The 24,823-nt window shown below is 35.1% G+C and carries 23 protein-coding genes and 2 pseudogenes; 5 read left to right on the top strand and 20 right to left on the bottom strand.

All coding sequences use genetic code 11. The features are described from left to right. Nucleotides 1-9: 9 nt before the first annotated feature. The 7 genes and pseudogenes from LC087_RS02705 to LC087_RS02670 all read right to left on the bottom strand — a co-directional run bounded on the left by LC087_RS02705 (nucleotide 10) and on the right by LC087_RS02670 (nucleotide 7,638). A complete protein-coding gene (locus tag LC087_RS02705; protein WP_226538958.1) occupies nucleotides 10-1,767 on the bottom strand; it encodes an IucA/IucC family protein in 1,758 nt (585 codons plus the stop codon). Next, nucleotides 1,764-3,034, bottom strand: a pseudogene (locus LC087_RS19550) (pyridoxal phosphate-dependent decarboxylase family protein). Before LC087_RS19550 ends, LC087_RS02705 begins: the two are co-directional and overlap by 4 nt. Before the next feature lie 221 nt (nucleotides 3,035-3,255). Beyond that, nucleotides 3,256-4,612, bottom strand: a pseudogene (locus LC087_RS02690) (aspartate aminotransferase family protein). Nucleotides 4,613-4,640: 28 nt separating this feature from the next. Further along, nucleotides 4,641-5,525 carry an alpha/beta hydrolase fold domain-containing protein gene (locus LC087_RS02685; protein WP_306019928.1) on the bottom strand — a complete coding sequence of 295 codons (885 nt, stop codon included), beginning with the start codon at nucleotides 5,523-5,525 and terminating at the stop codon, nucleotides 4,641-4,643. Between the two features lie 54 nt (nucleotides 5,526-5,579). After that, a complete protein-coding gene (locus LC087_RS02680) occupies nucleotides 5,580-5,735 on the bottom strand; it encodes a hypothetical protein (RefSeq protein ID WP_306019926.1) in 156 nt (51 codons plus the stop codon). Continuing rightward, the gene (locus LC087_RS02675; RefSeq protein ID WP_306019924.1) at nucleotides 5,722-6,231 is read right to left on the bottom strand and encodes a GNAT family N-acetyltransferase; all 510 of its coding nucleotides are present in this window, start codon (nucleotides 6,229-6,231) and stop codon (nucleotides 5,722-5,724) included. The genes LC087_RS02680 and LC087_RS02675 overlap by 14 nt, the downstream gene beginning before the upstream one ends. A gap of 186 nt (nucleotides 6,232-6,417) precedes the next feature. Then, nucleotides 6,418-7,638: an ATP-grasp domain-containing protein gene (locus LC087_RS02670; protein WP_226538953.1), complete on the bottom strand. Its 1,221-nt coding sequence runs from the start codon at nucleotides 7,636-7,638 to the stop codon at nucleotides 6,418-6,420. 554 nt (nucleotides 7,639-8,192) lie between these two features. On the opposite strand from LC087_RS02670, the gene LC087_RS02665 reads away from it, so the two are divergent. After that, nucleotides 8,193-8,993 carry a YheC/YheD family protein gene (locus tag LC087_RS02665; RefSeq protein ID WP_226538952.1) on the top strand — a complete coding sequence of 267 codons (801 nt, stop codon included), beginning with the start codon at nucleotides 8,193-8,195 and terminating at the stop codon, nucleotides 8,991-8,993. Between the two features lie 14 nt (nucleotides 8,994-9,007). Next, nucleotides 9,008-10,396, top strand: coding sequence for a UDP-N-acetylmuramoyl-tripeptide--D-alanyl-D-alanine ligase (locus LC087_RS02660; protein ID WP_226538951.1), 1,389 nt, complete (start codon nucleotides 9,008-9,010; stop codon nucleotides 10,394-10,396). A 6-nt stretch (nucleotides 10,397-10,402) separates the two neighbouring features. On the opposite strand, the gene LC087_RS02655 is transcribed toward LC087_RS02660, so the two are convergent. From LC087_RS02655 to LC087_RS02645, 3 genes are read right to left on the bottom strand one after another with little or no spacing between them, the layout of a single operon-like run. Beyond that, nucleotides 10,403-12,259 carry a YheC/YheD family protein gene (locus LC087_RS02655; protein WP_306019920.1) on the bottom strand — a complete coding sequence of 619 codons (1,857 nt, stop codon included), beginning with the start codon at nucleotides 12,257-12,259 and terminating at the stop codon, nucleotides 10,403-10,405. 10 nt (nucleotides 12,260-12,269) lie between these two features. Next, a complete protein-coding gene (locus LC087_RS02650; protein ID WP_306019918.1) occupies nucleotides 12,270-12,572 on the bottom strand; it encodes a hypothetical protein in 303 nt (100 codons plus the stop codon). Nucleotides 12,573-12,616: 44 nt separating this feature from the next. Next, the gene (locus LC087_RS02645; protein WP_226538949.1) at nucleotides 12,617-13,798 is read right to left on the bottom strand and encodes an ATP-grasp domain-containing protein; all 1,182 of its coding nucleotides are present in this window, start codon (nucleotides 13,796-13,798) and stop codon (nucleotides 12,617-12,619) included. Between the two features lie 115 nt (nucleotides 13,799-13,913). Between LC087_RS02645 and LC087_RS02640 the strand changes: the two genes are divergently transcribed. After that, complete coding sequence (locus tag LC087_RS02640; protein ID WP_226538948.1) at nucleotides 13,914-14,141, top strand: hypothetical protein; 228 nt, start codon at nucleotides 13,914-13,916, stop codon at nucleotides 14,139-14,141. A gap of 230 nt (nucleotides 14,142-14,371) precedes the next feature. Here the strand turns inward: LC087_RS02640 and LC087_RS02635 are convergent, their stop codons facing one another. The 5 genes from LC087_RS02635 to LC087_RS02615 all read right to left on the bottom strand — a co-directional run bounded on the left by LC087_RS02635 (nucleotide 14,372) and on the right by LC087_RS02615 (nucleotide 19,107). Further along, complete coding sequence (locus tag LC087_RS02635) at nucleotides 14,372-14,776, bottom strand: hypothetical protein (RefSeq protein WP_226538947.1); 405 nt, start codon at nucleotides 14,774-14,776, stop codon at nucleotides 14,372-14,374. A gap of 86 nt (nucleotides 14,777-14,862) precedes the next feature. After that, the gene (locus LC087_RS02630; protein ID WP_226538946.1) at nucleotides 14,863-15,273 is read right to left on the bottom strand and encodes a hypothetical protein; all 411 of its coding nucleotides are present in this window, start codon (nucleotides 15,271-15,273) and stop codon (nucleotides 14,863-14,865) included. Between the two features lie 32 nt (nucleotides 15,274-15,305). Then, nucleotides 15,306-15,692 (bottom strand): hypothetical protein, encoded by a 387-nt coding sequence (locus tag LC087_RS02625; RefSeq protein WP_226538945.1) that lies wholly within the window; start codon nucleotides 15,690-15,692, stop codon nucleotides 15,306-15,308. Nucleotides 15,693-16,084: 392 nt separating this feature from the next. Beyond that, a complete protein-coding gene (locus tag LC087_RS02620) occupies nucleotides 16,085-16,228 on the bottom strand; it encodes a hypothetical protein (protein ID WP_226538944.1) in 144 nt (47 codons plus the stop codon). A gap of 656 nt (nucleotides 16,229-16,884) precedes the next feature. Next, nucleotides 16,885-19,107 (bottom strand): PAS domain S-box protein, encoded by a 2,223-nt coding sequence (locus LC087_RS02615; protein WP_226538942.1) that lies wholly within the window; start codon nucleotides 19,105-19,107, stop codon nucleotides 16,885-16,887. 219 nt (nucleotides 19,108-19,326) lie between these two features. Here LC087_RS02615 and LC087_RS02610 point away from each other — a divergent pair, with 219 nt between their 5' ends. After that, nucleotides 19,327-21,096: a B12-binding domain-containing radical SAM protein gene (locus LC087_RS02610; protein WP_226538941.1), complete on the top strand. Its 1,770-nt coding sequence runs from the start codon at nucleotides 19,327-19,329 to the stop codon at nucleotides 21,094-21,096. A 25-nt stretch (nucleotides 21,097-21,121) separates the two neighbouring features. On the opposite strand, the gene LC087_RS02605 is transcribed toward LC087_RS02610, so the two are convergent. The 5 genes from LC087_RS02605 to LC087_RS02585 form a co-directional block, all read right to left on the bottom strand. Beyond that, nucleotides 21,122-22,003: an acetoacetate decarboxylase family protein gene (locus tag LC087_RS02605; RefSeq protein WP_226538940.1), complete on the bottom strand. Its 882-nt coding sequence runs from the start codon at nucleotides 22,001-22,003 to the stop codon at nucleotides 21,122-21,124. A gap of 43 nt (nucleotides 22,004-22,046) precedes the next feature. Next, the gene (locus LC087_RS02600) at nucleotides 22,047-22,817 is read right to left on the bottom strand and encodes an SDR family NAD(P)-dependent oxidoreductase (RefSeq protein ID WP_226538939.1); all 771 of its coding nucleotides are present in this window, start codon (nucleotides 22,815-22,817) and stop codon (nucleotides 22,047-22,049) included. Between the two features lie 123 nt (nucleotides 22,818-22,940). After that, nucleotides 22,941-23,240: an ArsR/SmtB family transcription factor gene (locus LC087_RS02595; RefSeq protein ID WP_226538938.1), complete on the bottom strand. Its 300-nt coding sequence runs from the start codon at nucleotides 23,238-23,240 to the stop codon at nucleotides 22,941-22,943. Between the two features lie 134 nt (nucleotides 23,241-23,374). Beyond that, entirely contained in the window at nucleotides 23,375-23,560 is a 186-nt protein-coding gene (locus tag LC087_RS02590) for a hypothetical protein (RefSeq protein WP_226538937.1), read from the bottom strand. Continuing rightward, complete coding sequence (locus tag LC087_RS02585; RefSeq protein WP_226538936.1) at nucleotides 23,553-23,717, bottom strand: hypothetical protein; 165 nt, start codon at nucleotides 23,715-23,717, stop codon at nucleotides 23,553-23,555. The genes LC087_RS02590 and LC087_RS02585 overlap by 8 nt, the downstream gene beginning before the upstream one ends. A 192-nt stretch (nucleotides 23,718-23,909) precedes the next feature. On the opposite strand from LC087_RS02585, the gene LC087_RS02580 reads away from it, so the two are divergent. Further along, nucleotides 23,910-24,662 (top strand): sulfotransferase family 2 domain-containing protein, encoded by a 753-nt coding sequence (locus tag LC087_RS02580; protein ID WP_226538935.1) that lies wholly within the window; start codon nucleotides 23,910-23,912, stop codon nucleotides 24,660-24,662. Nucleotides 24,663-24,823: the final 161 nt, after the last annotated feature.

Below are 24,823 nucleotides of genomic sequence, written 5' to 3'. Positions count from 1 at the left end.
CAACCTCCTTTAACGAATGATAAGTGGATTTTTGATTGGAACATAGACAGACTGCGTCTCCATCGCACCCACTAATTCGTCCATATCATGAAATCTCGTTAAAAGATTTGCTTTACAGGCTATTTCCTCATCATTTAGCAAACTATTCACAAGGTTAGATGGATGGTTTTTATTAATAGAGATTTTGCTTAAGCGATTTTTTAAAATCACTAATAATTTTTCTTCCTCTATAAGATTTCCCGTACCAAAAGCATTGATGATTCCAAACAAATGGTTATAAAACAAATAATATCTTAATCTCTCATCTGCAACACGATCTGCACAAATTGTCTCACTTTTGGTACTAATGTTTGGTAATAGCTTTTTAAGCTCCTCTTTCTTCGATTCACAGTAATAGTAGCCTTGGTTATCTCGATAATAAAAATGTTTAGGATATCCTTCATCCGTTAAGGAAACCACACTATTTTGCTGATGAGCTTCAAGAGCAATTCCTCTTTGCAAATATAGCCACATCATCGGTTCAAAGGATATATCTAAATATTGTTCAAACCAAGCTTCGCTTATTTCAGTTACTGATTTATTTTCCTGCTCGGCAATTCCATGAATGATTGATGATAATCTCGAGCCTCGACCCTCTATTTTATCTTGGCATAATGCCGCGATAGGAGTGACTTTCGAAGCTGCTTCATTCATAAAAGGATTTTCTCGTAAAATGACTTCAAAGCCCGTTTCTTTCATGCCTTTTAGGTTTAGAGTAATATAGGCTGGGTCTGTAACAATGGAGAAGTTCGAAAAACGCTGCTCAATTTCTCCGCCTAAGTTTCCTTCCATTAACTTCGTTACTTCTACACCCCGCTCAAGCTCTTTTAGTAAATTTGCTCTTACTGAGTTTGTAATTTTAATATTTAAAGAGAATTTAAACATAAACGGAACTTCAGGGTGATAAACCGTTCTAAGCGAGGAGGTGGGAAAAAATGGTCGTCCTGCTTGACCTAAGTCCTCTATCACATTCTCTGTTATAAGTTTGTTTATGTACGGGTTCTTCTTAACATATTGTGCTTGCCATGGATGAAGAGGGATAAGGGCATATTCGTCTTCTTTAGCATAAAAATGTTTAAAGTCTTCTCCAATGAAAGGATCTTCAAGAACCATGTCTTTTATTAGCTGATTGGCGTTTTTCTCTAGTGTAGAGCTTTCCTTTATTAATGAAAGCGGAACTCGAAAATAATGGAGCGCAAAGCTTCCCTTTAACTCCGGAGAGTAATGTTCGATATCTTCTTCTGAGAAGCCTTGACGACTCTTCGGTGTTGGATGGAGCAGATGCCCAAAGATCAGCGACTGTTCAGCCTCGATAAATGTGAAATCCTCATCATATAACTCTCCTTGATCTTCAAATCGTTCTTCAATGATCTGAACAATCAGTTGATAGCTTTGAATCACACGAGCAATCAGCTCCACTTGATTTTCTTTATTCGATTGAAATTGATGAGATAACTCCTTACTCACAAGTGAAACGAGCGTATTAAAATCTAATTCTAGCTTTTCCCCTTGTTCAGATAGTTGATAAAAAGCGGGAAAGTCAAAAAGATGACGCCCTGTTTTAGACCAATATTTAATAGGAATAAAAAGCTTAACTTGTTGATGTTGTAACGAAATGATTAATTCTTTCTCATCGTAAAGAGCACGATCAACAGCTTTTGCCTCCCGCAAAAAACAATTCATAAAGCTTTGCATTGTCGCTCGCTCAGCTACGCTATAGGCGTTCATACATAGATCTCCTCTTTCATTGTTTCTTGAGTTATTTTTTTCATTTGTTCAATAATGAAGTTAATATCCTCCATCGTTGTTAAGGGGTTTAATAGCGTCAGTTTCAAATAAGTTTGACCACATATTTTTGTTCTAGCAATGACAGCTATTCCTTCGTTTAACAATTGATCTCGTATAGATGCATTTATAAGATCAATATTTTCACCGTTTGAAACGTAACGGAACACAACGGCATTTATTTGTGGATCTGGATTGACCACTTCAAAATGTTCCTCTTTAAGCCTTGTTGCCACATCTTTAGCCAAGGACATCGTTCCTTCAACCATCTCGGCAAACGTTTGTATCCCAATTGCTTGAAGAGAGACATACAGTTTAAAAGCATCGAACCTTCTTGTTGTCTGAATGGATTTATTGACTAGGTTTGGTATTCCTGCCTCATCATCTTCTTCAGGATTTAAGTAATCTGCATGAAGGGAAAGGTATTGAAACGATTCTTGATCCTTTACTAAAAATGCTCCGCAGCTAATGGGTTGGTAAAACAGTTTATGAAAATCAATGGTTACAGAGTCCGCCAAATCTATTCCTGTTAATTTATTTTTATGCTGTTCACTTAATTGAAGAGCCCCTCCGTATGCGCATCGACATGTAGCCAAATCCCTTCTTTTGATGCTCGTTTTGAAATGTCCTCTATAGGATCAATACTTCCATAATCGGTCGTACCTGCGGTTGCCACGATTACGAAAGGAAGTGAACCACTTTCCTTTAATTGAGCAATTGTTTCATCTAAATCGGTTAGGGACATTTTTTGGTTTTCATCAACTGGAACGGTGACAACTGCATCCTCTCCTACTCCTAGAAGAGCTGCAGATTGTTTGACCGTAAAGTGCGCATGTTCTGAACATATGATCTTTAATTTATGAGCCTCTGGGTGCATCCCTTGTTTTCTCGTGTTCCAGTTCCAGTTTTTCGCAGAGAAATGTTCACGAGCAAGAAGAATTCCCATCAAATTTGATTGTGTTCCCCCACTTGTGAACGTCCCATCACCATTTGGAAAGTGAAATAGTTCGGTGAGCCAGCTAATCATTTCTTCTTCTATTAAAGTTGCTACACCACTTTGATCCCACGAATCCATTGATTGATTCAAACTCGATAAGATAATTTCCGCTGCAATCGCTGGAATTAAAGGGGGACAATGGAGGTGAGCCATGCATCTAGAATGATGAACTTGAAAACTAGAAGGAACAACAACTTCTGTCACCGTCTTCATTACCTTTCCAAGCCAATCTTCACTTTCATTCGTAAAGGTACTCGCCTTCTCGATCTTCTTTATAAGCTCAGCAGGTTTTGCTCCATTGAATGGTCCTTGTTGCATTGATAAAGCCTCGGCTAACCTTGAAACCGTTTCTTTTAAATAGCTTTCATAATCTTTTATACTTCCATGATTAATAAATAAATGGTCAAATGATTTTTTATTCATAATAATGTCCTCTAACGATTGATTTGCGCTTCGGCTGTTCTCACAGCTTCATGGAATATGGTCGCAACTGCATCAATTTGCTGTTCTGTGATAATTAAAGGCGGTAATAAACGAATGACACTACCATGACGTCCACCTAATTCAAGAATTAATCCACGTTTAAAGCATTCTTGTTGAATTTTTTTCGCAAGGTCAGGATGGCTAGGATAGCTTCCAATAAGATCGGACTGCAATTGCTTGTTGACAATTTCGACTCCAATCATTAATCCTTTTCCTCTTACTTCTCCTATTGCATTTGATTCTGCTTGAATATTTTTCAACATCGACATCAGCTTTTGGCCCATTTGCTTCGCATGGGTATCTAGTTGATTGTCTTTAATATAGCGAATCGTCGCAGTACCTGCTGCCATTGCTAACTGATTCCCTCTAAATGTACCCGTATGAGCACCAGGAGACCATTGATCGAGCTTCTCGTCATAAACAACTACAGCTAACGGTAAGCTTCCACCAATTGCTTTAGACAAAACAAGAACATCAGGAGTAATATTGGCATGTTCAAAAGCGAACATTTTTCCAGTTCTTGCAAACCCTGATTGTACTTCATCAATAATAAACGGAATATCTTCACTTTTTGTAATTTCACGAACATTTTGTACAAATGAGTTTGGTGCCGGAATCGCTCCCCCTTCTCCTTGAAGAACTTCCATCACCAGTCCTGCCGGCTTAACAATTCCGCTTTCTGGATCTAATAATGTTCTCTTTAAATAGGTACTACTTACCTGCTCTGTCTGTTCTCCACCTAACCCGAAAGGACAGCGGTAAGAATAAGGATAAGGCATAAAGTGAACATCTGGCATTAAGTTGGATACTTTCTCTTTCGGTCCAAGATTCCCCATCAAGCTTAAACTTCCATTTGTCATTCCATGATAGCCACCTTGGGAAAGAAATCATGCTTTTTCTTCCCGTGGCTGTCTTTACAAGTTTAATGGCTGCTTCTATCGCATCGGAACCAGATGGTCCACAAAACTGAATTTTGGCACGAGAAGAAAATTCTTTCGGAAGAATGCTATAAAGCTCTTCAATAAATTCTTCTTTAACTGGAGTGGTAATATCTAACGTATGAAGAGGTAATTCATCGGAAAGAGCCTTTTGAATGGCTTCAATAACAACAGGGTGGTTATGTCCTAACGCTAACGTTCCTGCCCCTGCTAAACAATCTAAATATTCTTTTCCATCAACATCCGTTATATAGGCCCCTTTAGCTTTTTGGATTGCAATTGGAATTCTACGTGGGTAACTTCTTGCGTTCGATTCTCTTTTATTTTGACTCTCTAAATATTGGATGTTTCGTGTCATTGTGTTTGGCATGCCTTTTATCACCTTTCTTCTTTTATTCTTAGAAATAAGGAATCAATTTTCCTATTAAGTCATCGACTGCTTCTTTTGCCAATTTCACATTACCAATCATAAAGGGAAAATTGTGAACTAACCCTTCATAATAAAGATATTGAACTGGCACCCCATTGTCTTCTAGCTTTTTTGCGAAGGCTTTTCCTTCATCTCGTAAAATATCAAATTCTGCGGTTACGATAGTTGTTGAAGGCATTTTTTCTAACTCTTCTATTAAAAGTGGCGAAACAAACGGATCTAAGCCTTCCTCTTCGTCATTTAAATAATGTTGCCAAAACCAATCCATCGTTTCCTTTGATAATCCAAAAGAATAATCTGCAAGGTAAGAGGGAGATTGATATTTATAATACGTAACCGGTACTAATAATAGTTGATGGTTTATCGATATAGGTGTCTCTTTATGTATTCGATAAGCTGTAACCGTTGCAATATTTGCTCCTGAGGAATCTCCGCCAATCGATAGTCGTTCTTTATCTCCATTAAACTCATGAATATGTTCATAAATCCACAATACAGCATCCATCGCATCCTCTAATGCCGCTGGGTACTTATGTTCTGGGGCTAACCGATAGTCAACTGAAACAATGATGCACTGGGCTTTTTCACTTAAGTACTGACAAAACGTGTTGCTTGAATTTAAATCCCCTAACACCCAGCCCCCACCATGAAAATAAACCATTACAGGTAATTCACCAGTTCGTTGTTTAGGAACATATACTCGAATTGGAATGTTCTTTTTCGGTATCATTTGGTCAAACACATCAATCCCAGTTGATGAAAGACACGAATATAATTTACGTGCTTCTTTAAAGAAAAACCTCGAATCACTTGCTTTCAATTGACCCAGTGGTGGATGGTTTAATTCCTGCATTCGTTTAGAAATACGCTTCAAAAATAGAGTAAAAGCTCTTGATCTAGCAACGTTTTACTTGCCTCCAATCGTCTCCAAAAGTTCAAACTTGTTTCTTTTTTCCATTCTTGTTTCATATTTTATGTTTAGCGCTTGATACTTTTCAAAAAACGTCTCTCGATTTCCTAATATCAAAGCTGCTTTTTTATGTGGCATTTCAATTTCTTTCACAACCTCTCCCCCCATATTGAGTTAAGATTGGAATGACAATTCGATTTCTTATGTCTGGTTCCCCAATAATTCGCTCACAAGAAAATCTTTCCAATAAAAACAAAATCATTGACCTAATAATCACTGGTGCTTCTAAACGGTTCAAGTGCTTTCTAGAACCAACAAGTAAATGCATCCCTAGATCCGTTCCTCTTGCATCATAATAATCCTTTATTGGATCTTTCATTACCGAATAAGCAATGACATAACAAACAGGTTCGTCATTAATAAAGCCCATAAAAATCCTCTTATGTTCTGCTTGAAGAGACTTTTGTAAATATTCTTTGAACTCTTCTAGAGGAACATCTAATTTCCAAAAGGGTGCAATATGTCTTTGATGCATCCATTCATGCAATGTATGTAAATCACGGTTATAGTCCACCGGTCTAAAAGAGATAACCTTCCCTAGTTCATGATCATAAATGACTATATCATGGTGATCTGTTGTTTCTAACATGCCATTCTCCCTTCCCATCAGACATTTTTAATATGTTCCATGTAATTTCCCTTGTCTATAACAAATGATAACAATTATCATTTTCAACCACTATTAACATCATAACTATTAATGATAATCATTGTCAATTAAAGCGATTAAAAATAGCCTAAAAGTATGAGTTTTTTATATTCATTGACTTTTAGACTATTGTTTTTTTATATGAAATTGTATTGTATTAATCGCTTCTAGTGCTCTCTGTTTTGCTTCTTGTTCAGAATTACCTATTGCAATAACATAAGCATAACGATTTCCCATTGAATAAGGAAGACGAAGCACTGTACCCTTCTTAGGCTTAACATAAACTTCATACACCCCCTTCATTTTAGAAGCTTTTGTTTTCCCTGTAATTTTTTCTAACACTCCTTCTTCGTCTACAACCTTATATCGAGTATATACATAACGACGCTTTTCTATTTTCAAGTCAGGAGACTGTTCTAAAAAAATCTTCAACGTCTCTTTTACTAAATTAATTCCCGTACTTGCTAAAACCATTTGATTCATTGCTCCTCCTGAAATTCGCGGGTTGATTTCAATAAGGTTCCATTTATTGTTGCTATAGCGAATCTCAAGATGAAGAGCCCCATTTTCTAGCCCGAAAATGTCTACTATTTCCTCTGTGGCTTGAACTAATTGTTGCATGAACTTGGTTTGTAAATTTACAACATGGGAATAACCAATGATGATATTTCGTGGCTTTGTTAAAATGTCTTGCTTAAAAACCGCTACACAAGAAACGTTCCCCTTAAAAATGACGGCTTCTACAAGGTACTGTGGTCCTTTTATAAAAGGTTCAACAAATAACGTTTTCTGTTTCACCTTCTTTTTTAAAGAATCATATTCTTTTCTTAACATGCCTAAATTATGAATTTTCACAACATCTTTAGAACCTGTAGAAACGGGAGATTTTAAAAAAATGGGCCATTTCCTATCCTCTTTCGGGTTTTCTTTTAACCAGCTATCTAGATTATCAATAGGTGAATAAGGAACTGAAAACCTCGTATTTTGTAAATACTCTCTCGTTAATAATTTATTCTCCATCACTTTGATGGAATTTACATTTATGGAATTAAAGCTGAATTGATTATGTAATAATGACGCAATAGAAACATATGAATCTATAAAACTTACGACTGCCTCAATCATACAGCCACGTCTTTGCAGCTTTTTTATCTCTACTGTCAAAAATTCTTCCGTATGTGAACGCACTTTTATCATAAAGTGAACCTCAACAAACTGTTCTCTTTGAGATATGTGCTTTTCATTTTTTGTCAATAAAACAATGTAATAGCCCAAATTTTCTGCCGCTATCAGTGCCTCACGACTAGAACCTGATTTATTTGTCTCAATAAAAACAATCGTCTTCACCCATTTCACCTCTACACCATAATATGATGATAGCTAAGAGAATTTACCTACCAATTTCTTTATATAAGTGGGGCGTTCAAAAAGGAGGGGGAAAAGGGCCGAGAATTAGAAAAGCGTCATCGACTTGATCAGCCACGACAAGCATAAGATGCGATTACCTTGAAAGGTGCTCTTTACCTTTCATGAAATCGTAGCTTATGACCTCGAGTGGCTAGGCGATAGAGCTAGACAAGAACGAGGCGACTGCTTAAAGGAACGCAGGCTAAGTTCAGTCACTTCCTGTGACAACGCCTGCGCTAGCCCGTCCTTGGGCATCGAAGCACCACAGTGTACGTCAAGGAAGGATCACGAGCTAAAGGAGGAACGTCAACTAACATCGGTCACGTCCTGTGACCAACGCCTGCGCTAGCACATCCTGTGCATCGCCATCCTAGGGACAACGCTCGTGCTAGACAATCCTGGCGTCGGAGCTTGGAATAGCAAGACAACAAAGCTATTCGACTGCAATTTTTCATGACTTTTTGAACAACCTCTATAAATAAGGACTGATATTTATGACATTATCAAAATGGGATCAATACCAATTGTTGTTATCTGATCAATCACTTCATCCTCATATTCCAAAAACGACGATTTATGATCTTTCAACACTCATCTATTTTTCTAGACGTTTCCGTTATATTTATGTCAAACACAATACTTCAGGACAAGGAAGAGGGATTTTCAAAATCGAAAAGACCTCTGAAGACCACATCATTGTAAATGGATACCCGACATTAGGAAAAGAACAGTTGGTTTTTACAATTCACTCATTAGAAGATTTTTATCGTTTTCACACCATACTATATCCTCAATATAAACTAAATCATTTCCCAACCTATATTATTCAAGAGGGAATTCAATCACTAAAAAATGTTCCCTTTAGCATTCGTGTTCATGTGCAAAAAATGAATGACGATTGGACTATCAGCGGCATGTATGGAAAAGTGGCGAAAGGCGAAACGGTTGAAAATGGAATTGTCAATACCCATAAAGGGGCAGATGTTTATTCAATTGATTCATTATTAACTCACCTTCTTCAAATGGATACGCAAGCTTCCTTCACAACAATAAAAACAATAGAAACTTTATCTATTCTCACATCTAAAATAATGAGTCGTGTTTCTTCAAAAAAGGAATTCGGTATTGATTTAGGTATTAACAAGAAGAAAACTATAAAAATTTTTGAAGTAAACGAGGTTCCTGGCGTCGGACCTTTTAGTTTATTACCAGATAAATCAATCTATAAGCGTATTCTTGCGAACAGAAAAATAATGAAGGAGCAAGCCGTTCACCATGATAAATCAAAAAATTGAGAGGATTGGTTGCAATGGAGCCCCTATTTGTTCATCATCTTTGCAAGTTGTTTAATGGACGTATCCTATTTGGGAATGACGATTGGTCTATCCACCATGCCATCTTTCATAAAAGACATAAACTAGAACATACTCATACGATGATCTTCCTTGGAAGGCGCCAAAAAATTTATTGGGGTCATATTTCTAAGTTTACCCCTTGTTTAGTTGTTACAGACAAAAAGGAAGAAGATATCAAGAAATTTTATCCAGGAGTTACAATCATTCAAGTAAACAACCTCGTTCACGCTCACTGGAAATTTACAAACTATTACCGAAATTTATTTCAGATTCCGGTTGTAGCAATTACAGGAACTTGTGGAAAGTCAACGACAAAAGAGATGATTAAGCATATATTACAAAAAGATCACCATGTTCAAGCAACAGAGAGTAGTAAGAACGAACCACGACGTTCTTTTCCATATTTAATGGGTATCACAAAACAAACCGATATGGCCGTATTCGAACTAGGGTTAGGTAATACGGGAAATATTAAACACCAATGTAACCTTTTCAAACCAACGATCGGAATAATAACTAACATAAGAGAACACCATTTAGATGGATGTAACAGCATAGAGGGCTATATTCAGGCAAAAGGAGAGATAATAGATGGAATCACACAACCTGGAATTCTCTTATTAAATGCTGATGATCAAAATACAAAAAAGTTACCTATTTCAAATTTCAAAGGAAACGTTTTTTATATCGGAGTTCAACAGCCATCAGACTATCATGCTAAAAATATCGTATATGCCGTTAACGGGATGATGTTTGACTTTGAACTAAATCATAGACAATTTCATGCGTTTGTTCCTGGTTACGGAGAGCATCAAGTATATAATGCTTTATTTTCAATTGCTTGTGCACACCTTTTAGGAATTGGTATTGATACGGCCATTGAACAGCTTAAATCTTTTCGAAATATGGCTCGTCACCTTGAAATATCGCATGGAATCAATGGAAGTACCATTATCGATGATACGTGGACCATTAATCCTTTATCCATTGAAGCAGCCTTGCAAGTAATTGAAAACCTTGGCAAACATAAACGAAAAATCGTTCTACTAGGTAATATTTATCGTCTAGGAACATATGAAGAAGAATATCACAGAAAAGTGGGCTCCGCTGTTAGCGAGTACACAGTCGATTATTTAATTACTATTGGTGATAAGGCACAATTCATTTCAAGTCAAGCAATAGAGGATGGTTTTAAAGGAAGTGTAAATCATTTCGAGACAACTGAAGGTGTATTTGAACAATTAGTTTCTTTATTAAATGAAGACACCATCCTATTGATAAAAGGACCCATGAAGAGTAAAAGCATGATTGAATTAGCCCAAAAGTTAAAAGAACCGAATTGACCTTGTTCAAGAAAATGTTTCATCCAAAAATTTTATTGTTTCAAACATATTTGTTTTACTCGCTCCTTTCACCAACACCGTATCTCCATTTCCAAGCTCCTTTTCAAGAAAAGAATGCATTTGGCCTTTATTTTTGAAATGAAAAATCTTTGTTGAAGGATAATTCGCTTCTTTTGCCCCTATGCCAATCATATCTGTTCGAAATCCATACGTTATTAACAAATCAAGCTTCATCTCAGCCACATACTGCCCGACTTTACGATATTCTTGGTCCCTTAAGTCGCCTAGTTCGCGCATTTGGCCTAAGATGACAATTTTTCTTTCATATGCAATATTGACTAACACATCGATAGCCGCTTTTACCCCTTGTGGGTGAGAATGAACTGTATCATCAATAAGGGTAATATCTTTATTGCAATGATAGATTGTTAATCTCCTAGGAGGCTTTTTGAATTGGAGACCTGATATGATTTCTACAGGGGAAAAACCTAAGTAGTCAGCTACTGCAATCGCATGTAGAGCATTATAAACGTGGTGTTCTCCGAAAATAGGTATGAATAGCTTATACTCTTTTTCATTGAGAATGGTTTTAAAGCTCATACCTTCCTCTTCGTATTGAACGTCATGGGCTCTATAATCTGCTTTCTTCTTGATACCGACTGTGTAAATCTTCCCTTTAAAGCGATCTATTTCTAAAAACCGGGAGTTTTCATCATCATTATTCATAAATAACACACCGTCTTGTTTCATTCCATGAATCAGCTCTGACTTTGCTTTGGCCACATTTTTCACTTCACTATTAAAATTACCTACATGAGCTAGCCCAATATTCGTTACCACACTAATATTAGGTTGAATAATCGAACAATGCTCGGTTATCACCCCTTTATAGGCCATTCCATATTCTAATACTGCCGCTTGATAAAGCTCTTGCCTTAATTGTTCAGCATGTTTTTTTGTATGCTCAGTTGTGTTCCAATAGTCTTTAGAAGAGAATGTTTTCCATCTTGTTTGTAAAATTGAAGCAATAAACGCTTTTGTGGTTGTTTTCCCTGCACTACCTGTAATAGCAATTATGGGAATAGATGGCTTTTGTGATGCCAATCTATTTTTTGCACTTGTAATATGTTGCTTTATTTTGGGTTGACTCGTTACTAAAAATTTTGCATATTCGATTGTTTTTTTTACAACATCCATTTCCAAGTAAAAAGTTGGCGGGCAGCCTGGACGCCAATTTACTTCAAAAATCCATATTTTATTTTCCTTATCTAAAGCAATATCGATTCCTAATTCATCAATCACTTCTTCATATAAGTACATTTGCAGGTCATCTAAATGAGAAGAAAGGGAGAGGGCAAAATATTCTAGAGTTCTCTTTATGTTAAAAGCTTGGTCTTGAAATTCTTGCATTAAAAAAGGCCTTAAGTAATTTGTACTGCCCCCATTATTAATATTAGCAACGATCGAACCGTCTGGGGCTAAACGAGGATAAATCGCGGTAATTCCCCACCTGCCCTCCCCGTCTTTTTGTGTATGTAAACGAAAATCATATATTTGACCAGATTGGGTTTTACATTCAATATAGGGCTGTAAAATGAAGGTTTCTTTTAAGATCGTTTCATTTAAAAACTCCTCCATTTCTTGAAGTTGATATCGAATCAGAGAAGAATCTTGTAAAACATAAAACTCTTCTTCTCTTTTTTCAATATAATAAATCCCTTTTCCTTTTCTACCGTCTATCGGCTTAATCACTAACTTTTGAAAAGCATGTAAAAAAGAATAAAACGAATCGATCGTCCTAATAATATAAGAGGGAATTAAGTATTGAGTAAACTCATTAGCCTTCTTTAACCGTTCATTCACCCGCCATTTATTACCGATGGAATGAGTGGTAAAAGGAATGTCTTTTTTTTAAAGAATTAATAATGGATTGTGAAAAGGCTAATTTCTCTGGGCTCCCCGTATTATAGATCACATCAGGATACCTTGATAACCTTTCAACCCATTGGCCATTTTCATAAACATAGCCTCGAATGGATTTTGCCACCACATTCACATTATTTGGTGAGAAATAAAGCATAGTCGCACCCTCAGCAGCAGCTATCACAGCATATGCATATGCTTTTATGACAGTTTGAGGGTCTTTTCTATGATGTAAAAAACCGATCAATGTCACCTCATCTCACTCCTCTAAGATGTATCTCAAGATGTATAATAGAACTAACAAATATCAATAGTAATAAAGCTTGCCGCTAGTAACGCTCGTTGTTTCGCTTCTGACCTGCCAGCACCTACCGCCATAACATACCCTAATCGATCCCCCATACTTAAAGGCTCTCTTACATAATCCCCTACTTTATTTTTAAATGTTACATTTACAACCCCTTCACAACATCGTGCCTTTTGTTCTCCTTTTATTTCCTTTATCACACCGTCACTTTTAGCAATAAAATAAAAAGTATAGACAAATTGATTATGTTTCATTTGTAAATTGGGCATCTCATTCAAATGAACTTTTAAGATCTCTCGCACATAAGAAAAACCATATGCTGCTTTAATCATATTATGCACTTCCCCACCAGATATTCTAGGATTGATCTCAATAAGCTTCCATCCATTTTTCGTATATCGCAACTCAAGGTGACATGAACCATAATTCATTCCAAAACGGTCAACAATAGTTTCTGTTATATTTTTTAGTATCTGAAATATTCCGGCTTTCTCACTTATACTGGCATAACCAGTTACAATAAACCTCCTATTATAAGTGACCTCTTGCTCGAAAATAGCCACTAGTTGAATAAAGCCATTAAATACCATAACCTCTACTAAAAATTGTCTTCCTTCCACAAATTGTTCAATTAGTAATTCCTCTGCTCTCGTTTCTTTAAAAAGAATCTCGCTTTCTTTTAATAATTGATTATGGTTTAATATTTTTCGAACATATTTAGAGCCTTTCGAGTAAATTGATTTTAAGATGAGAGGAAAACCGATAATTACATCCAATCCATCATTCTCTTTAATCAATTTTTGATATTCTATATTGTATTTTGTTTCTCTTAAACATTCTCTCGTTTCATACTTATTGGACATTTTATAAACAGGCTTAACCGGCCAAAAAGAATGACAAAACTTTTGATGTAATTTACTAGCCATCATGATTGTAGATTCACATAGACTCACAATGGCTTTTATTGTAAACCCTACCTGTAGAATCTCGAATAAGGCAACATTAATTTGACTCTCATCTTTCACATCAACACATTTGAATTGATTTAAATATCGCTGCCGAGTAATTATGTATTTGTCAGACAGTATAAACGTATAATAGCCCATTAAGTTAGCTTCTTTCCATGCTTGTCTACTGGGTTCGTTTATTCCTATAAACACCACTGCATCCATTCGCCATCCATCCCTTCTCTTAAGGTATATGGACAAAAAACAATGAACATACCTAGAGAACATTTCCTTTTCCTTTCATATAATATAATAATTAATAGAGAAAGGAGGAATCACCTTGGACACAAATGAGTATGAATTTTTGCAAGAAGTACGAGGAATTCTCACAACCGCACACAATCAAAATTTAGTTTTATTTGGAAATGACGTGAGTCAACGATTCTTAGAGCTTACTCAAAGAATCACTATTGCTCAAGCTCGAATTTTAATTGCACAAAGGCAAATATCTTTAATTCCAGAACTTATTATAGTGCGTGTTCAAAAAGTAGGGAAAAAAGGACGCTGAAGAACGAGGCGGTGAACTTAAGGAACGTCAACTAAATACCGCCACGTCCTGTGGCTAACGATGATGCTAGGCCATCCAGGCCATCGTAGGACTTTTTGAACAACCTCTAATAGAAAATAAACCCTCTTTCTCCCTATATCATCTTTCACCATAAACCCACCTCTTGTTTACAATATTCACAAATGATGAAACCGCAGACTAATTTCTAGCCTGCGGTTTGTATTTCTTTATTAAGAACCAAAATCAACTTCTAACTGTCCACGAGGGCGGCAAATAAATTGACGATCAAATTGTTCAAATACTGTATCCCCTGAAGAAAGTAGCGTAAACGAAGGCATTACTGCCGTTGCAATGACTTCTTCAGATCGATTCATGTCTACACGCACATCAACTGCAAAATTTGTTAAGCTCATTGGATTTGTAAATTGATAAGAATCACTATTTTGAGGTGTAATCGTTGAAGATTGACTAGCAACTAATGTTTCGACTGTATTATTCGCGACTCCTAAATCATAAAAACGGACAACAACCGTAGCACTTTGAGCAGGATCAGTATTTCGAACAAGTACATCTATTTCGTCAAAGTTATTACTTGGATTTGGAATGGGTCCCCCACAAAACACAACACGTGCCATAATAGAATCCTCCCTTCTTAAAAGTAAAGTTTAAAAAACGAATAGTATTTTTTTTGATAACTCTATATATTGTTTGCCTATTGAATTTAATCTCCAAAATCAATTAAAATTTTCCGTCTTGGTCGACAAACAAAGTTGCGCTCATACTGAATAAATTCATCGCTTGAATCGAGTAATGTAAGTCCTGGCTGTACAGCCGTTGCGATGACATTTTGTGTTAATGTCGCGGCATCCACACGAATATCGATGGCAAATTTCGTTAAAGTTGAAACATCTAATGTTGTAGAACCAGTCCCAGCCTGATTTGCTCCTAAGCTAGCAGGAACATTTACGACTGTAGATGAACTTAGGGTTTCTGGCTGAACCGACTCATCAAAAAGTCGCACGGTTGCAGTAACCGCTTCAGTAGTACTAGTATTTCGAACAATGACTTCAACCGATTGAATCTGTAGAGATGGGTTTGCAAAAGGCCCACTACAAAAAACAACACTTGGCATTTTCTCGCCTCCTTTATTTTAGATTTACTTATCTAAAGGCTGATCGTTACAGTCCTTCTTGGCCTAGAAACAAAGAAACGTTCAAACTGAACAATATTCCCATCACCATCAAACAGTGTAAACGTAGGTTGTACAGCTGTAGCCATAATACTTTCGGAACGATTATTCATATCTACTCGAAGATCTATTGCGAATTCTGTTAATGAGGTTGGATCGAATATAACTTCCTCAGTTGTATTGACTGACACACTAAAAATCTGTTGATTTACTAAGGTTTGCGGTGATGTGGTTACATCATACAATCGATAAGATACGGTAGCAGCATTATTGGGATCAGTGTTGCGAATTAAAACACTATTGGTTGGACCAAAAAAGGAGTTATTTAAAATGTTGCCACTTGTAAAAACAATACTAGCCATTCATTAACCTCCTTTACTCTAATATACTTCACTATATGTGAATGTAAGTATACGTGCTTATGCGGTTGCCTCAATTTTTCAAAATTAGTCTCATTCTTTATGAACTCTTGTTTAAAGTGTGTGTTCTAAAAGTAGGGAAAAAAAGGACGCTGAATAGAAAAGCTGAAGCCCTTTGCTCACATCCGACCAGCATAAGGCGAACATAACGTGAAGGTGTTCTTTACCTTCACTAAATGTTTGACTTATGACCTCGAGGATGTAAGGGCTGAAGCTAGACAAGAACGAGGCGGTCTGCTTAAGGATCACAGGCTAAGAACAACCACGTCGCGCGAGTTAACGCCTGCGCTAGCACCTCGTGTGCGCCTGAGGAGCGGAAAAGCAAACCAACAAAGTTATTCAACCGACATTTTTTTAGGGCTTTTTGAACAACCTCTTAAAGCTATCTTTTTTAACTCTTTCGCCTGATTTTCCGTAATAATATTTGTTTTTTCAAGAAACATCGTATACATAAACATTTTTTTCTGAATTTTATTCACTTGGCACACACCTCTTTCCTTCAGTCAAGTATTTTTCTCTTAATAAATAATATGTATTTAAGGAAACATTGTGACAAGTCACCATAAAAAAACCCTTTCTCAATAAAGAAAAAGGATTTTTATCGTACTATTAATGGTATACGTATACACAACTACTTTTTGGAATTTTGGATCACCAATGGTTCAGGAGGAATTTCATCTAAGACAATCCCTTTTTCAACGCTTTCAATATCACATAAAGGAAGAAAGCTTCTTGTATTTTCCACTAGTAAATCATCGACAATTAATACCTTATCACATACATTTACAAATTCCCCAACAAAATACTTGCTGCTCCTTGTGTCTGGTTAAAAAAACGTTACACCGATGGTATCCCCTTGTCTAAAGCTATTGCGGATAATTCTCTCTAGCCCCTCTACGCAACAATCACACGTTGATATTCTTTTTCTTTCCTCATATGTCATCTCATGATGCCTCCTTTTAACTGATTCATCTTATTTGTATGACAGGGAAGAGAATTAATGAATGAAAAAGTGAAAGTATGTAACTGGCTTGAGTTTTCTTAATTACTTACAAAGAAAAGACATTGATATACAAGCTTTCTTGGAAATTATCCATATCAAGGATTAGTTTAACTTGTCCTATTCAAACATATCTCAAATGTTCTGGTGCTTAGTTGGTAGTGAAATGGAAAAAGTAGTCCCTTCCCCTTCTTTACTCCAGACTCTTACCGTACCTTCATGCTCTTCGATTATTTTATAGCTGACCATCAGACCTAAGCCAGTTCCTCTTTCCTTTGTTGTATAAAAGGGCTCGCCTAATCGTTTAATTTTATCCTTTGGTATTCCCGTTCCTTCATCTTTAATAAATAGTTGAATCATATTCTTCCCTTTATTCTTTATACGAACTTGAATTTCCCCTCCATCTTCCATTACTTCAATTGCATTTTTAATAATATTGATAAAGACTTGTTTTAATTGATTCGCTTCACAATATATATTAGGCAGTTGATCATCATAGCTTAATTGAATTTGAACATTAACTAAAATGGCTTGAGGACTTAATAATTCTATCGTTTCCTTCATTATTTTAACAATATTTTCTTTCTGAAACCTGACAGCCTGTGGTTTTGCTAAGATTAAAAACTCCGTTATAATAGTCTCAATTCTGTTTAATTCTGAAGAGATAATATTAAAATACATACTATAATCATTTTCTAAACTACCTTTTAAAAGTTGAATAAACCCTTTCAAAGCAGTCATTGGATTTCTAATTTCATGTGCTATTCCTGCAGCAAGCTCTCCTACAACATTTAAAGTATCTGATTTCCGAAGTCGCTCCTCCATCTCTTTTCTCTCGGTTTTATCTCTAAAGATAACAATATTTAAGTTTTCTAAAATGCCTCTTCTTAAAGACCACTCAATAATTTTCTCTGTGCCGTTTAGTAAAGTAGTAGAAAACTCTTCTGAAAACTCATCTTGTTCACAAAATATACAATTTTTATCAGGTCCAACAACTTCGGTATTAATATCAGAAATAAGCTCAAAAATACGCTGATTCTTTGATTTATTTAACGGTACTTCTAATATTTTTGAAGCAGCAAGATTCCCATCAATTACATAAAACTCATCATTAAACAATATGATTCCGTCCATAGCACCATCAAAGATTTTCCTAAACTTCTGTTCACTTTCCCTCAACTCTTTTTCCATCATGTTTCGCTCACTAACATTTCTAAAAATAGTTAAGTGTTGACCTGTTATGTAATCTCGTTTAGCGGTGAACTCCAGTTGTTTCATTTGTCCATTTGGCATACTAAATAATAGCTCCTCACGTAAGGTACCTGTTCGTAAGTATTTCTTTAAAATATGACGCAGTTCTGGATCACGTTTATCAATAAATTCAAAAACCTTGCTTTTTACTAGTTTATCCCTAGAAATTTCAAACATTTTAGAAGCCGCTTTATTTGCACGAATTACTTGCCCATTATTATTTAGAAGTAAAATTGCGTCCACTGCGTTCTCAAAAATATTTCTGAACCTTTGTTCACTATCAAATAATCTTTTTTCCATCTTTCTTTTTTCTGTTATGTCTCTAACGATGGCTACGTAAAAACCATTAAAACCTATAGAATTAACCGTGAATTCAACATATTTTATTTCGTTTTTAGTGAAGACAACTCGAATTTCCCCTCTCGCCTTTCCAGTTTCTAACAAGGACTTGTTTATGCTACGAATACGTTCCTTCTGATTTTTTTCAATAAATATCCTAAAATCCCTATATGCTAACTCATTTTTAGATAAACCTGCTAATTTACAAAATGAGGGGTTTGCATCTATACATTTCCCCATCTCATCAAAGACAATCATTCCGTCAATTGCATGATGAAACAACTCATGAAAAAGTTCCTCACTCATGTTTTTCTCGGATTCTAATTGTTTTTTCGATGTTATGTCTCGTCCAATAGCTATGTAATAATGACTGTATGTATCCCTTTTTATCGTATATTCTACATATTTATAAGTACCATCTAACAGATGGATCGTTAACTCTCCCTTTAAGTACCCTCTCTGTAAGAACTTTTGCTTTTTAAAAGATAACTTTTCTAAGTCTTTCTTTTCAAGAAAATCTTTTAGATTCTTTCTTAAAAGCGTCTCTTTAGTTAGTTCAAACAGTTTACATGTTATATCATTTACATCAACAAAATGAAAAGATTGATCAAAAACAATCATGGCATCTAACACTTGCTCTAGCATAAAATTTTTATGATCAAGCTCAAACTGTTTCACGGAGTACTCTTGTTTTAATTGATCGAGTTCCTGTTTAGCCATTTCATATTTTATTCTCCATTTCTCTTCAATCCCTATGTTAGGATCCATATATTTCACCCCTTAAAATGTAACAAAAAATCTATATGATTATTTAATTTAAATTTGGTGTTTATTGTATAAAGTTCTACAAAGTCAACCAGAATCCTTTATTAAACTGAATCATCATACAGTATCTTTCAATTTTTTCAACCATTCATGCTCCTTTTATTTTTAAAGTAAATTCGCGTATAATGAATTGAAAGAAATATAGAAAGAGTGGAAATCATTATGCATACTGTATTAACCTCGTTGAATGCAAAATACATTCATACAAACTTAGCTATCCGTTATTTAAAAGCTTATGCCTCAGAAGAATTTAATGTTTCAATAACAGAATATACCATTAAAGATCCGATTATGAATATAGTGACAGATCTATATAAAAGGCAACCTGAAGTAATCGGATTCAGTTGTTATATATGGAATATTAAAGAATCCATTGAAGTTATCAAAATGCTTAAAAAAATCGACCCACAATTGGTTATTATAGTTGGCGGACCAGAAGTCACTTATGATACTAAGCACTGGATGGAAACTGTACCGGAAATTGACTTTATTTCAATAGGCGAAGGAGAAGCAACGTTCAAGCAATTTTTGCAAGCTATCAACGATAAAAGTTCGATTGAAGAAGTTAGTGGTTTAGCCTACCGAGATGATGGCAAAATTATTATGAACCCACAAAGAAATAAGATTGATTTAAAAACTTTGCCTTCTCCTTTTAACTTTAAAGAAGACCTTCCTCATTTATCAAAAAGGGTAACGTATATTGAAACAAGTAGGGGTTGTCCCTTTAGCTGTCAATTTTGTTTGTCTTCTATAGAAGTGGGTGTTCGGTATTTTGATAGGGAGAAAATAAAAGAAGACATTCGACATTTAATGAGAAATGGTGCTAAAACAATTAAATTTGTCGACCGAACCTTTAACATTAGTCGAAGTTATGCTTTAGAGATGTTTCAATTTTTAATTGATGAACATATTCCTGGAACCGTTTTTCAGTTTGAAATAACGGCAGACATTATGAGACCAGAAGTCATCCAATTTCTAAATGAGAATGCCCCTGAAGGACTATTCCGTTTCGAAATTGGTGTGCAGTCTACCAATGATGAAACCAATGAACTAGTGAAGAGAAAACAAAATTTCAACAAATTAACCCGTACAGTAAGCATGGTTAAAGAAGGTGGAAAGATTGATCAACACCTAGATCTTATTGCTGGATTACCAGAAGAAGATTACCATTCATTCCGTCAAACGTTTAACGATGTCTTTGCCTTAAGACCCGAAGAATTACAATTAGGTTTTTTAAAAATGTTAAGAGGCACTGGATTGAGACTAAGTGCAGACAAACATCAATATATTTTTATGGACACCCCTCCTTATGAAATTTTAGGAAACAATGTTCTATCCTTTGACGATATTATTAAAATTAAACAAGTAGAAGACGTATTAGAAAAGTATTGGAATGATCATCGAATGGATGAAACGATTGAATTTATTGTATGTGAATTGTTCGACACGCCTTTTGATTTTTTCCAACAATTCGGTTCGTACTGGGAGGTACATGATTGGAGCAGGATTGGCCATCAGTTAGAAGATCTTTTTTATCGTTTATATGAGTTTATCAAAGCTTCATCAAGCAAACAGAGCGCACAATTAACGAAAGATTTACTGACCTATGACTACTTACGATTACAAAAGCATCGACCTAGAAAGTCATGGTGGAAAGGCAATACGTTGACAAAAGAAGAGCAAAAGCAAATTTATAAAGTAATCCTGCAAACTCCTGAAACAATTGGAGGGAACTTCTCAAAACAGCCATTATTAGAAAAGGATTTATTTAAACATACAAGAATCGAAACGTTTACATTTGATTTAGAGCATTATTTAAAAAAGAAAGAAATCAAGTTGCAAGAAACTCTTGTGCTGTTTTACTATAAAAATGAGAACGTTCAACTCTATAGTAGTCCATTAGATGAAATACAAAAGAAAACGAGATCGTGAGTTCTTCCTCACGATCTCGTTTTCTTTACCCCATATTTATAGGCGCTTTGTATCGCTCATTAGGCAAATGAAAGCAACTATTCATTCCTTTAGCAAATCTAACTTGCAAAGGTTCTTCTTCAATTTGTAATTGATTCAATAGATCCCCATGAGGGCTCTTTCCAATTTTTATGGCTTTACTCCTGTTTTCTATACTCAACAGCTTCCTCATATTTCTTTGAATGGTAAAATCACCTTGGAAGCTTGTTTCATTTTGCAATAGGTCCCCATTTAAAACGGTGTATAAATTTGAAGTCACATCGAATTTCTTCTGTTTGCCTGTTGAAGGCAAAGTTAACGTTAAATAAGGGGTCCCATCATACTCTTTTACGATTGTAATCACCTGTTCTTTTTCCTCATAAATATCAATTTCTTGCACCACTTTAGGGAGACCCCAAATTTCATTTCCACGAATGCAATTTTCCTGAGAGGTAACTGGCATAGAGAAAACATAATAGCCAAAATTTTTAAATAAATTTTCTAAAACAAGTGGTAAAACCATTGGATTACGTGAAGGGTTAACCAATATTGGTATGCTCATAGCCACCTCATTATATGGTTGAATCCCCAACACTTCATTGTATATATAACTTGAGAAGACAACTAATGATCGATTATTGGGCATCTTTATTGGTTTAATCTCAGGATGAGGCATCAGTTTTTCTGCTTGTTCATAGTTGCATAAAAAAATTGCGATTGAACATGTAACATCACGATAAAAAGTTGGAAACAAATACGTTTTCCTTATTTGTTTATCAAGTTGTAGAGGTTGATCAGCTGGTTTCAATTTGTAACGCTTGAAAAAAGGATCTGTAAAACGATCCTCATTTTCAAGTAGTTTATCATCGTAAACAAATGTCGGTTTCATCCTCTTCCTCCTCTAGAAAATCATGCTCTACTAAACTATATGCTTATTGCATATTTTTTTGAGACATTTTTGCTGAAAGTTTGGCAACTTGTTTTCTAGAGAAAAACCTTGATGAGTGAGCCATGACGTAATTCATTTTGCCATCAATCGCATAATTCTTCCCTTTCTCTATTGCTTTTAAAGCTGTTTGGACGACTTGCTCTGGTGTTCTAGTCTTACTTGGGGTCTTATCTCCAGCTGCGTTAAAGAAGTTCGTTTCTGTTGCTCCTGGACATATAGCAAAGAAAGTAATTCCTTTCGAACGGTACTCCTCTGCCAATGACTCTGTAAACGATAAAACAAAGGCTTTCGTAGCTGCATAAACAGCCATATAAGGTACTGGTTGAAAAGAAACTAACGAAGCAACATTAATAACGGTTCCTGATTTTTTCTTAACCATTGAGGGTAACAATTCATGTGTTAAATCTGTAACTGCCGCAATATTCACCATAATTTGTTGGTGATCTTTTTCCATAGCGTTATCTAGAAACTCTCCTGTCGTTCCAAACCCTGCATTATTCACTAAGTAATCTATTTCTAACCCTTTTTCCTTAAGGTTAGCCACAACCTCCTTTGCCGCATACTCGACGCTTAAGTCAGCAGTTAAAACAGTTGCCTCTACATTATATTTGCTCCTAATATCTTGTGCTAGCTGTTCTAAAGCTGTTTTTGTTCTTGCTACTAGAACAAGATTCATTCCTTTTTCCGCTAGTTGATAGGAAAACTCTTTCCCAATACCTGAAGATGCACCGGTAATTAAAACTGTTTTATTCATCTTTACCCCACTCCTTTTTTTAATTGTTTAAACATATAAACATAAGCACCATAAGTAGAACTTTCTTAGGGCAAAAACAAACGAATTGGCTAAAACCTTCGTCTGCCTCTTGACCATTCACCCTTAACAAGCACCTTCTACTGTTGTAATTAACCGTTTCATTCTTTCAATAGCGTCGGTTAGTTGTAAAGAATAAAAACGCTGAGTCCCTTTCTGTTCGATCGTAACTAAACCATTATCGCGCAAAATTTTTAAATGATGCGAAATCGCAGGTCGAGATAAAGTTGAGTGATTTGTTATTTCATTAACCGTTAATGTATGATGACGAACCAATAGAACGATAATATCTTGTCTAGCAGGATCACTTAATGTTTGTAATAAGGGGATACAACTACGAAAAACATCAATTACTTCTTCTGTCAAAATGTCCACCTCAGTTTATACGTTTAAGTACTTAAACGAATCATACTCAATTTTAAATTGCATGTCAATCAACTTACCTTTTCTTTCATAGTATTTAGAGGGAGAACCTTGTATAAAGTCTCCCGCAGTATGAATTAACATTGATCGTCTTTTTCTTTATCACTTCTAATCTTATGACGATTTCCTTCCAGAACATCATAAATCTTGGTTGAGTTGTAATCCCCTAATTCAGAGCTAAACTCTTCTTGCAGAATAGATGGATTCATCGTTTTTTTATGCTGCTTTTGTTCTCCACTCTTTTTTTCATTTTTTTTAGTCATTTATATGTTCTCCTTGTGAGCCTGCTTTTGAATTTCTATTGGCACCTTTCATAGGGTTTTCCTGGTCATACGTAGAAGAAAATTCAGTATCAGATTTACTTTCTTTTGGCGTCGTGTTATTTTTTTGAGCTTGGTTATACTGTACTTTCCTTTTCATTTTGATTCCTCCTTTATCTCTATTTTTTTTAAAAAAGAATACAATTTATTCATACCTTTAATGATCGAATGACAGTAATGTATCAAAGTTAAAACGAAACATTTTAAAACTTCATTCAAAAATAGACAAACACACAAGCAAATTGACTACCTTTTACATCTAATATAAAAAAGAGGAATGGGGAATTGATTTATGAAGAACTCACAAAAACAGATTTCTTTAGATCACATTAATAGCCCTTTATATTCGAATAAATTTCCAATAATAATATTTTACGCACCTAAATGCGGGTGTACATCACTGAAAAAATGGTTTCTTTATCAAATAGGGGAGGATAATCTTAATATTAATAGAGAAATTCATAAGTATTATACAAAAAAATACTATGTTCCTAATAAAAATGAAGTTATAAAATCACTTAAAGGAAAAGAAAAAGTAGTATATAAGTTAATTCGAAACCCTTACACCCGAGCCGTTAGTATATTCTTACAAACTTTAAGATTCAAAAAAATACAAGAACACATTAATGTGGATGTTACTGAGGGACTATCATTTAAAAATTTTTTGCAAATTTTAACTAACCGTAATTTAAAGCATGGACCAGGAAATAATCATTTTGCAGTTCAGTACACTGAAGGGGTTGAACATTTAATTGATCACTATATTAAGCTTGAAAGCTTTAATAAGCACATCAGACAAATTGAAGCAAAATATAATTTAAAAAACTCCCCCTTGAATGAACTAATAAAATCTGACCACCATAACCGTTCATATATGACGCTAAAAGAACAATATGCCGATACCAAATTATATACGAAACAAATAGTTAATAACGAGCCTATCCCTTCCTACGATTGTTTTTATGACAAGGAAACAAAATCACTTGTCGAAAAACTATATAAAGTAGATTTTGAAACCTACTCTTACAAACGGAATTTTATTTAATAATAACTGAGGTGATTTTTTATAAGACAGGCCCGTCATTTAGACGAGCCTTGTCATACATTTTTTCTACTTAACTCAAAACTCTAAAAAATACAAACCCTGTCTCAAAAAACCTATATGTTATTCAATATATAAAGTTTAAACAAAAAAATGTTAGTTCA

Origin of the sequence: Bacillus carboniphilus (genome assembly GCF_020524035.2) — a bacterium.
GTDB lineage: Bacteria > Bacillota > Bacilli > Bacillales > JAIVKR01 > Bacillus_CC.
This window is presented reverse-complemented; position numbering and strand designations above follow the sequence as displayed.

Bases quoted from the DNA above. Each gene is read 5' to 3' on its own strand.
- LC087_RS02625 (WP_226538945.1), bottom strand. From the start codon at position 15,692: ATGGCTAGTATTGTTTTTACAAGTGGCAACATTTTAAATAACTCCTTT.
- LC087_RS02660 (WP_226538951.1), top strand. From the start codon at position 9,008: ATGGAGCCCCTATTTGTTCATCATCTTTGCAAGTTGTTTAATGGACGT.
- LC087_RS02645 (WP_226538949.1), bottom strand. From the start codon at position 13,798: ATGGATGCAGTGGTGTTTATAGGAATAAACGAACCCAGTAGACAAGCA.
- LC087_RS02605 (WP_226538940.1), bottom strand. From the start codon at position 22,003: ATGAAACCGACATTTGTTTACGATGATAAACTACTTGAAAATGAGGAT.
- LC087_RS02600 (WP_226538939.1), bottom strand. From the start codon at position 22,817: ATGAATAAAACAGTTTTAATTACCGGTGCATCTTCAGGTATTGGGAAA.
- LC087_RS02705 (WP_226538958.1), bottom strand. From the start codon at position 1,767: ATGAACGCCTATAGCGTAGCTGAGCGAGCGACAATGCAAAGCTTTATG.
- LC087_RS02615 (WP_226538942.1), bottom strand. From the start codon at position 19,107: ATGGATCCTAACATAGGGATTGAAGAGAAATGGAGAATAAAATATGAA.
- LC087_RS02580 (WP_226538935.1), top strand. From the start codon at position 23,910: ATGAAGAACTCACAAAAACAGATTTCTTTAGATCACATTAATAGCCCT.
- LC087_RS02665 (WP_226538952.1), top strand. From the start codon at position 8,193: ATGACATTATCAAAATGGGATCAATACCAATTGTTGTTATCTGATCAA.
- LC087_RS02585 (WP_226538936.1), bottom strand. From the start codon at position 23,717: ATGAAAAGGAAAGTACAGTATAACCAAGCTCAAAAAAATAACACGACG.
- LC087_RS02685 (WP_306019928.1), bottom strand. From the start codon at position 5,525: ATGCAGGAATTAAACCATCCACCACTGGGTCAATTGAAAGCAAGTGAT.
- LC087_RS02590 (WP_226538937.1), bottom strand. From the start codon at position 23,560: ATGACTAAAAAAAATGAAAAAAAGAGTGGAGAACAAAAGCAGCATAAA.
- LC087_RS02635 (WP_226538947.1), bottom strand. From the start codon at position 14,776: ATGGCACGTGTTGTGTTTTGTGGGGGACCCATTCCAAATCCAAGTAAT.
- LC087_RS02675 (WP_306019924.1), bottom strand. From the start codon at position 6,231: ATGTTAGAAACAACAGATCACCATGATATAGTCATTTATGATCATGAA.
- LC087_RS02630 (WP_226538946.1), bottom strand. From the start codon at position 15,273: ATGCCAAGTGTTGTTTTTTGTAGTGGGCCTTTTGCAAACCCATCTCTA.
- LC087_RS02610 (WP_226538941.1), top strand. From the start codon at position 19,327: ATGCATACTGTATTAACCTCGTTGAATGCAAAATACATTCATACAAAC.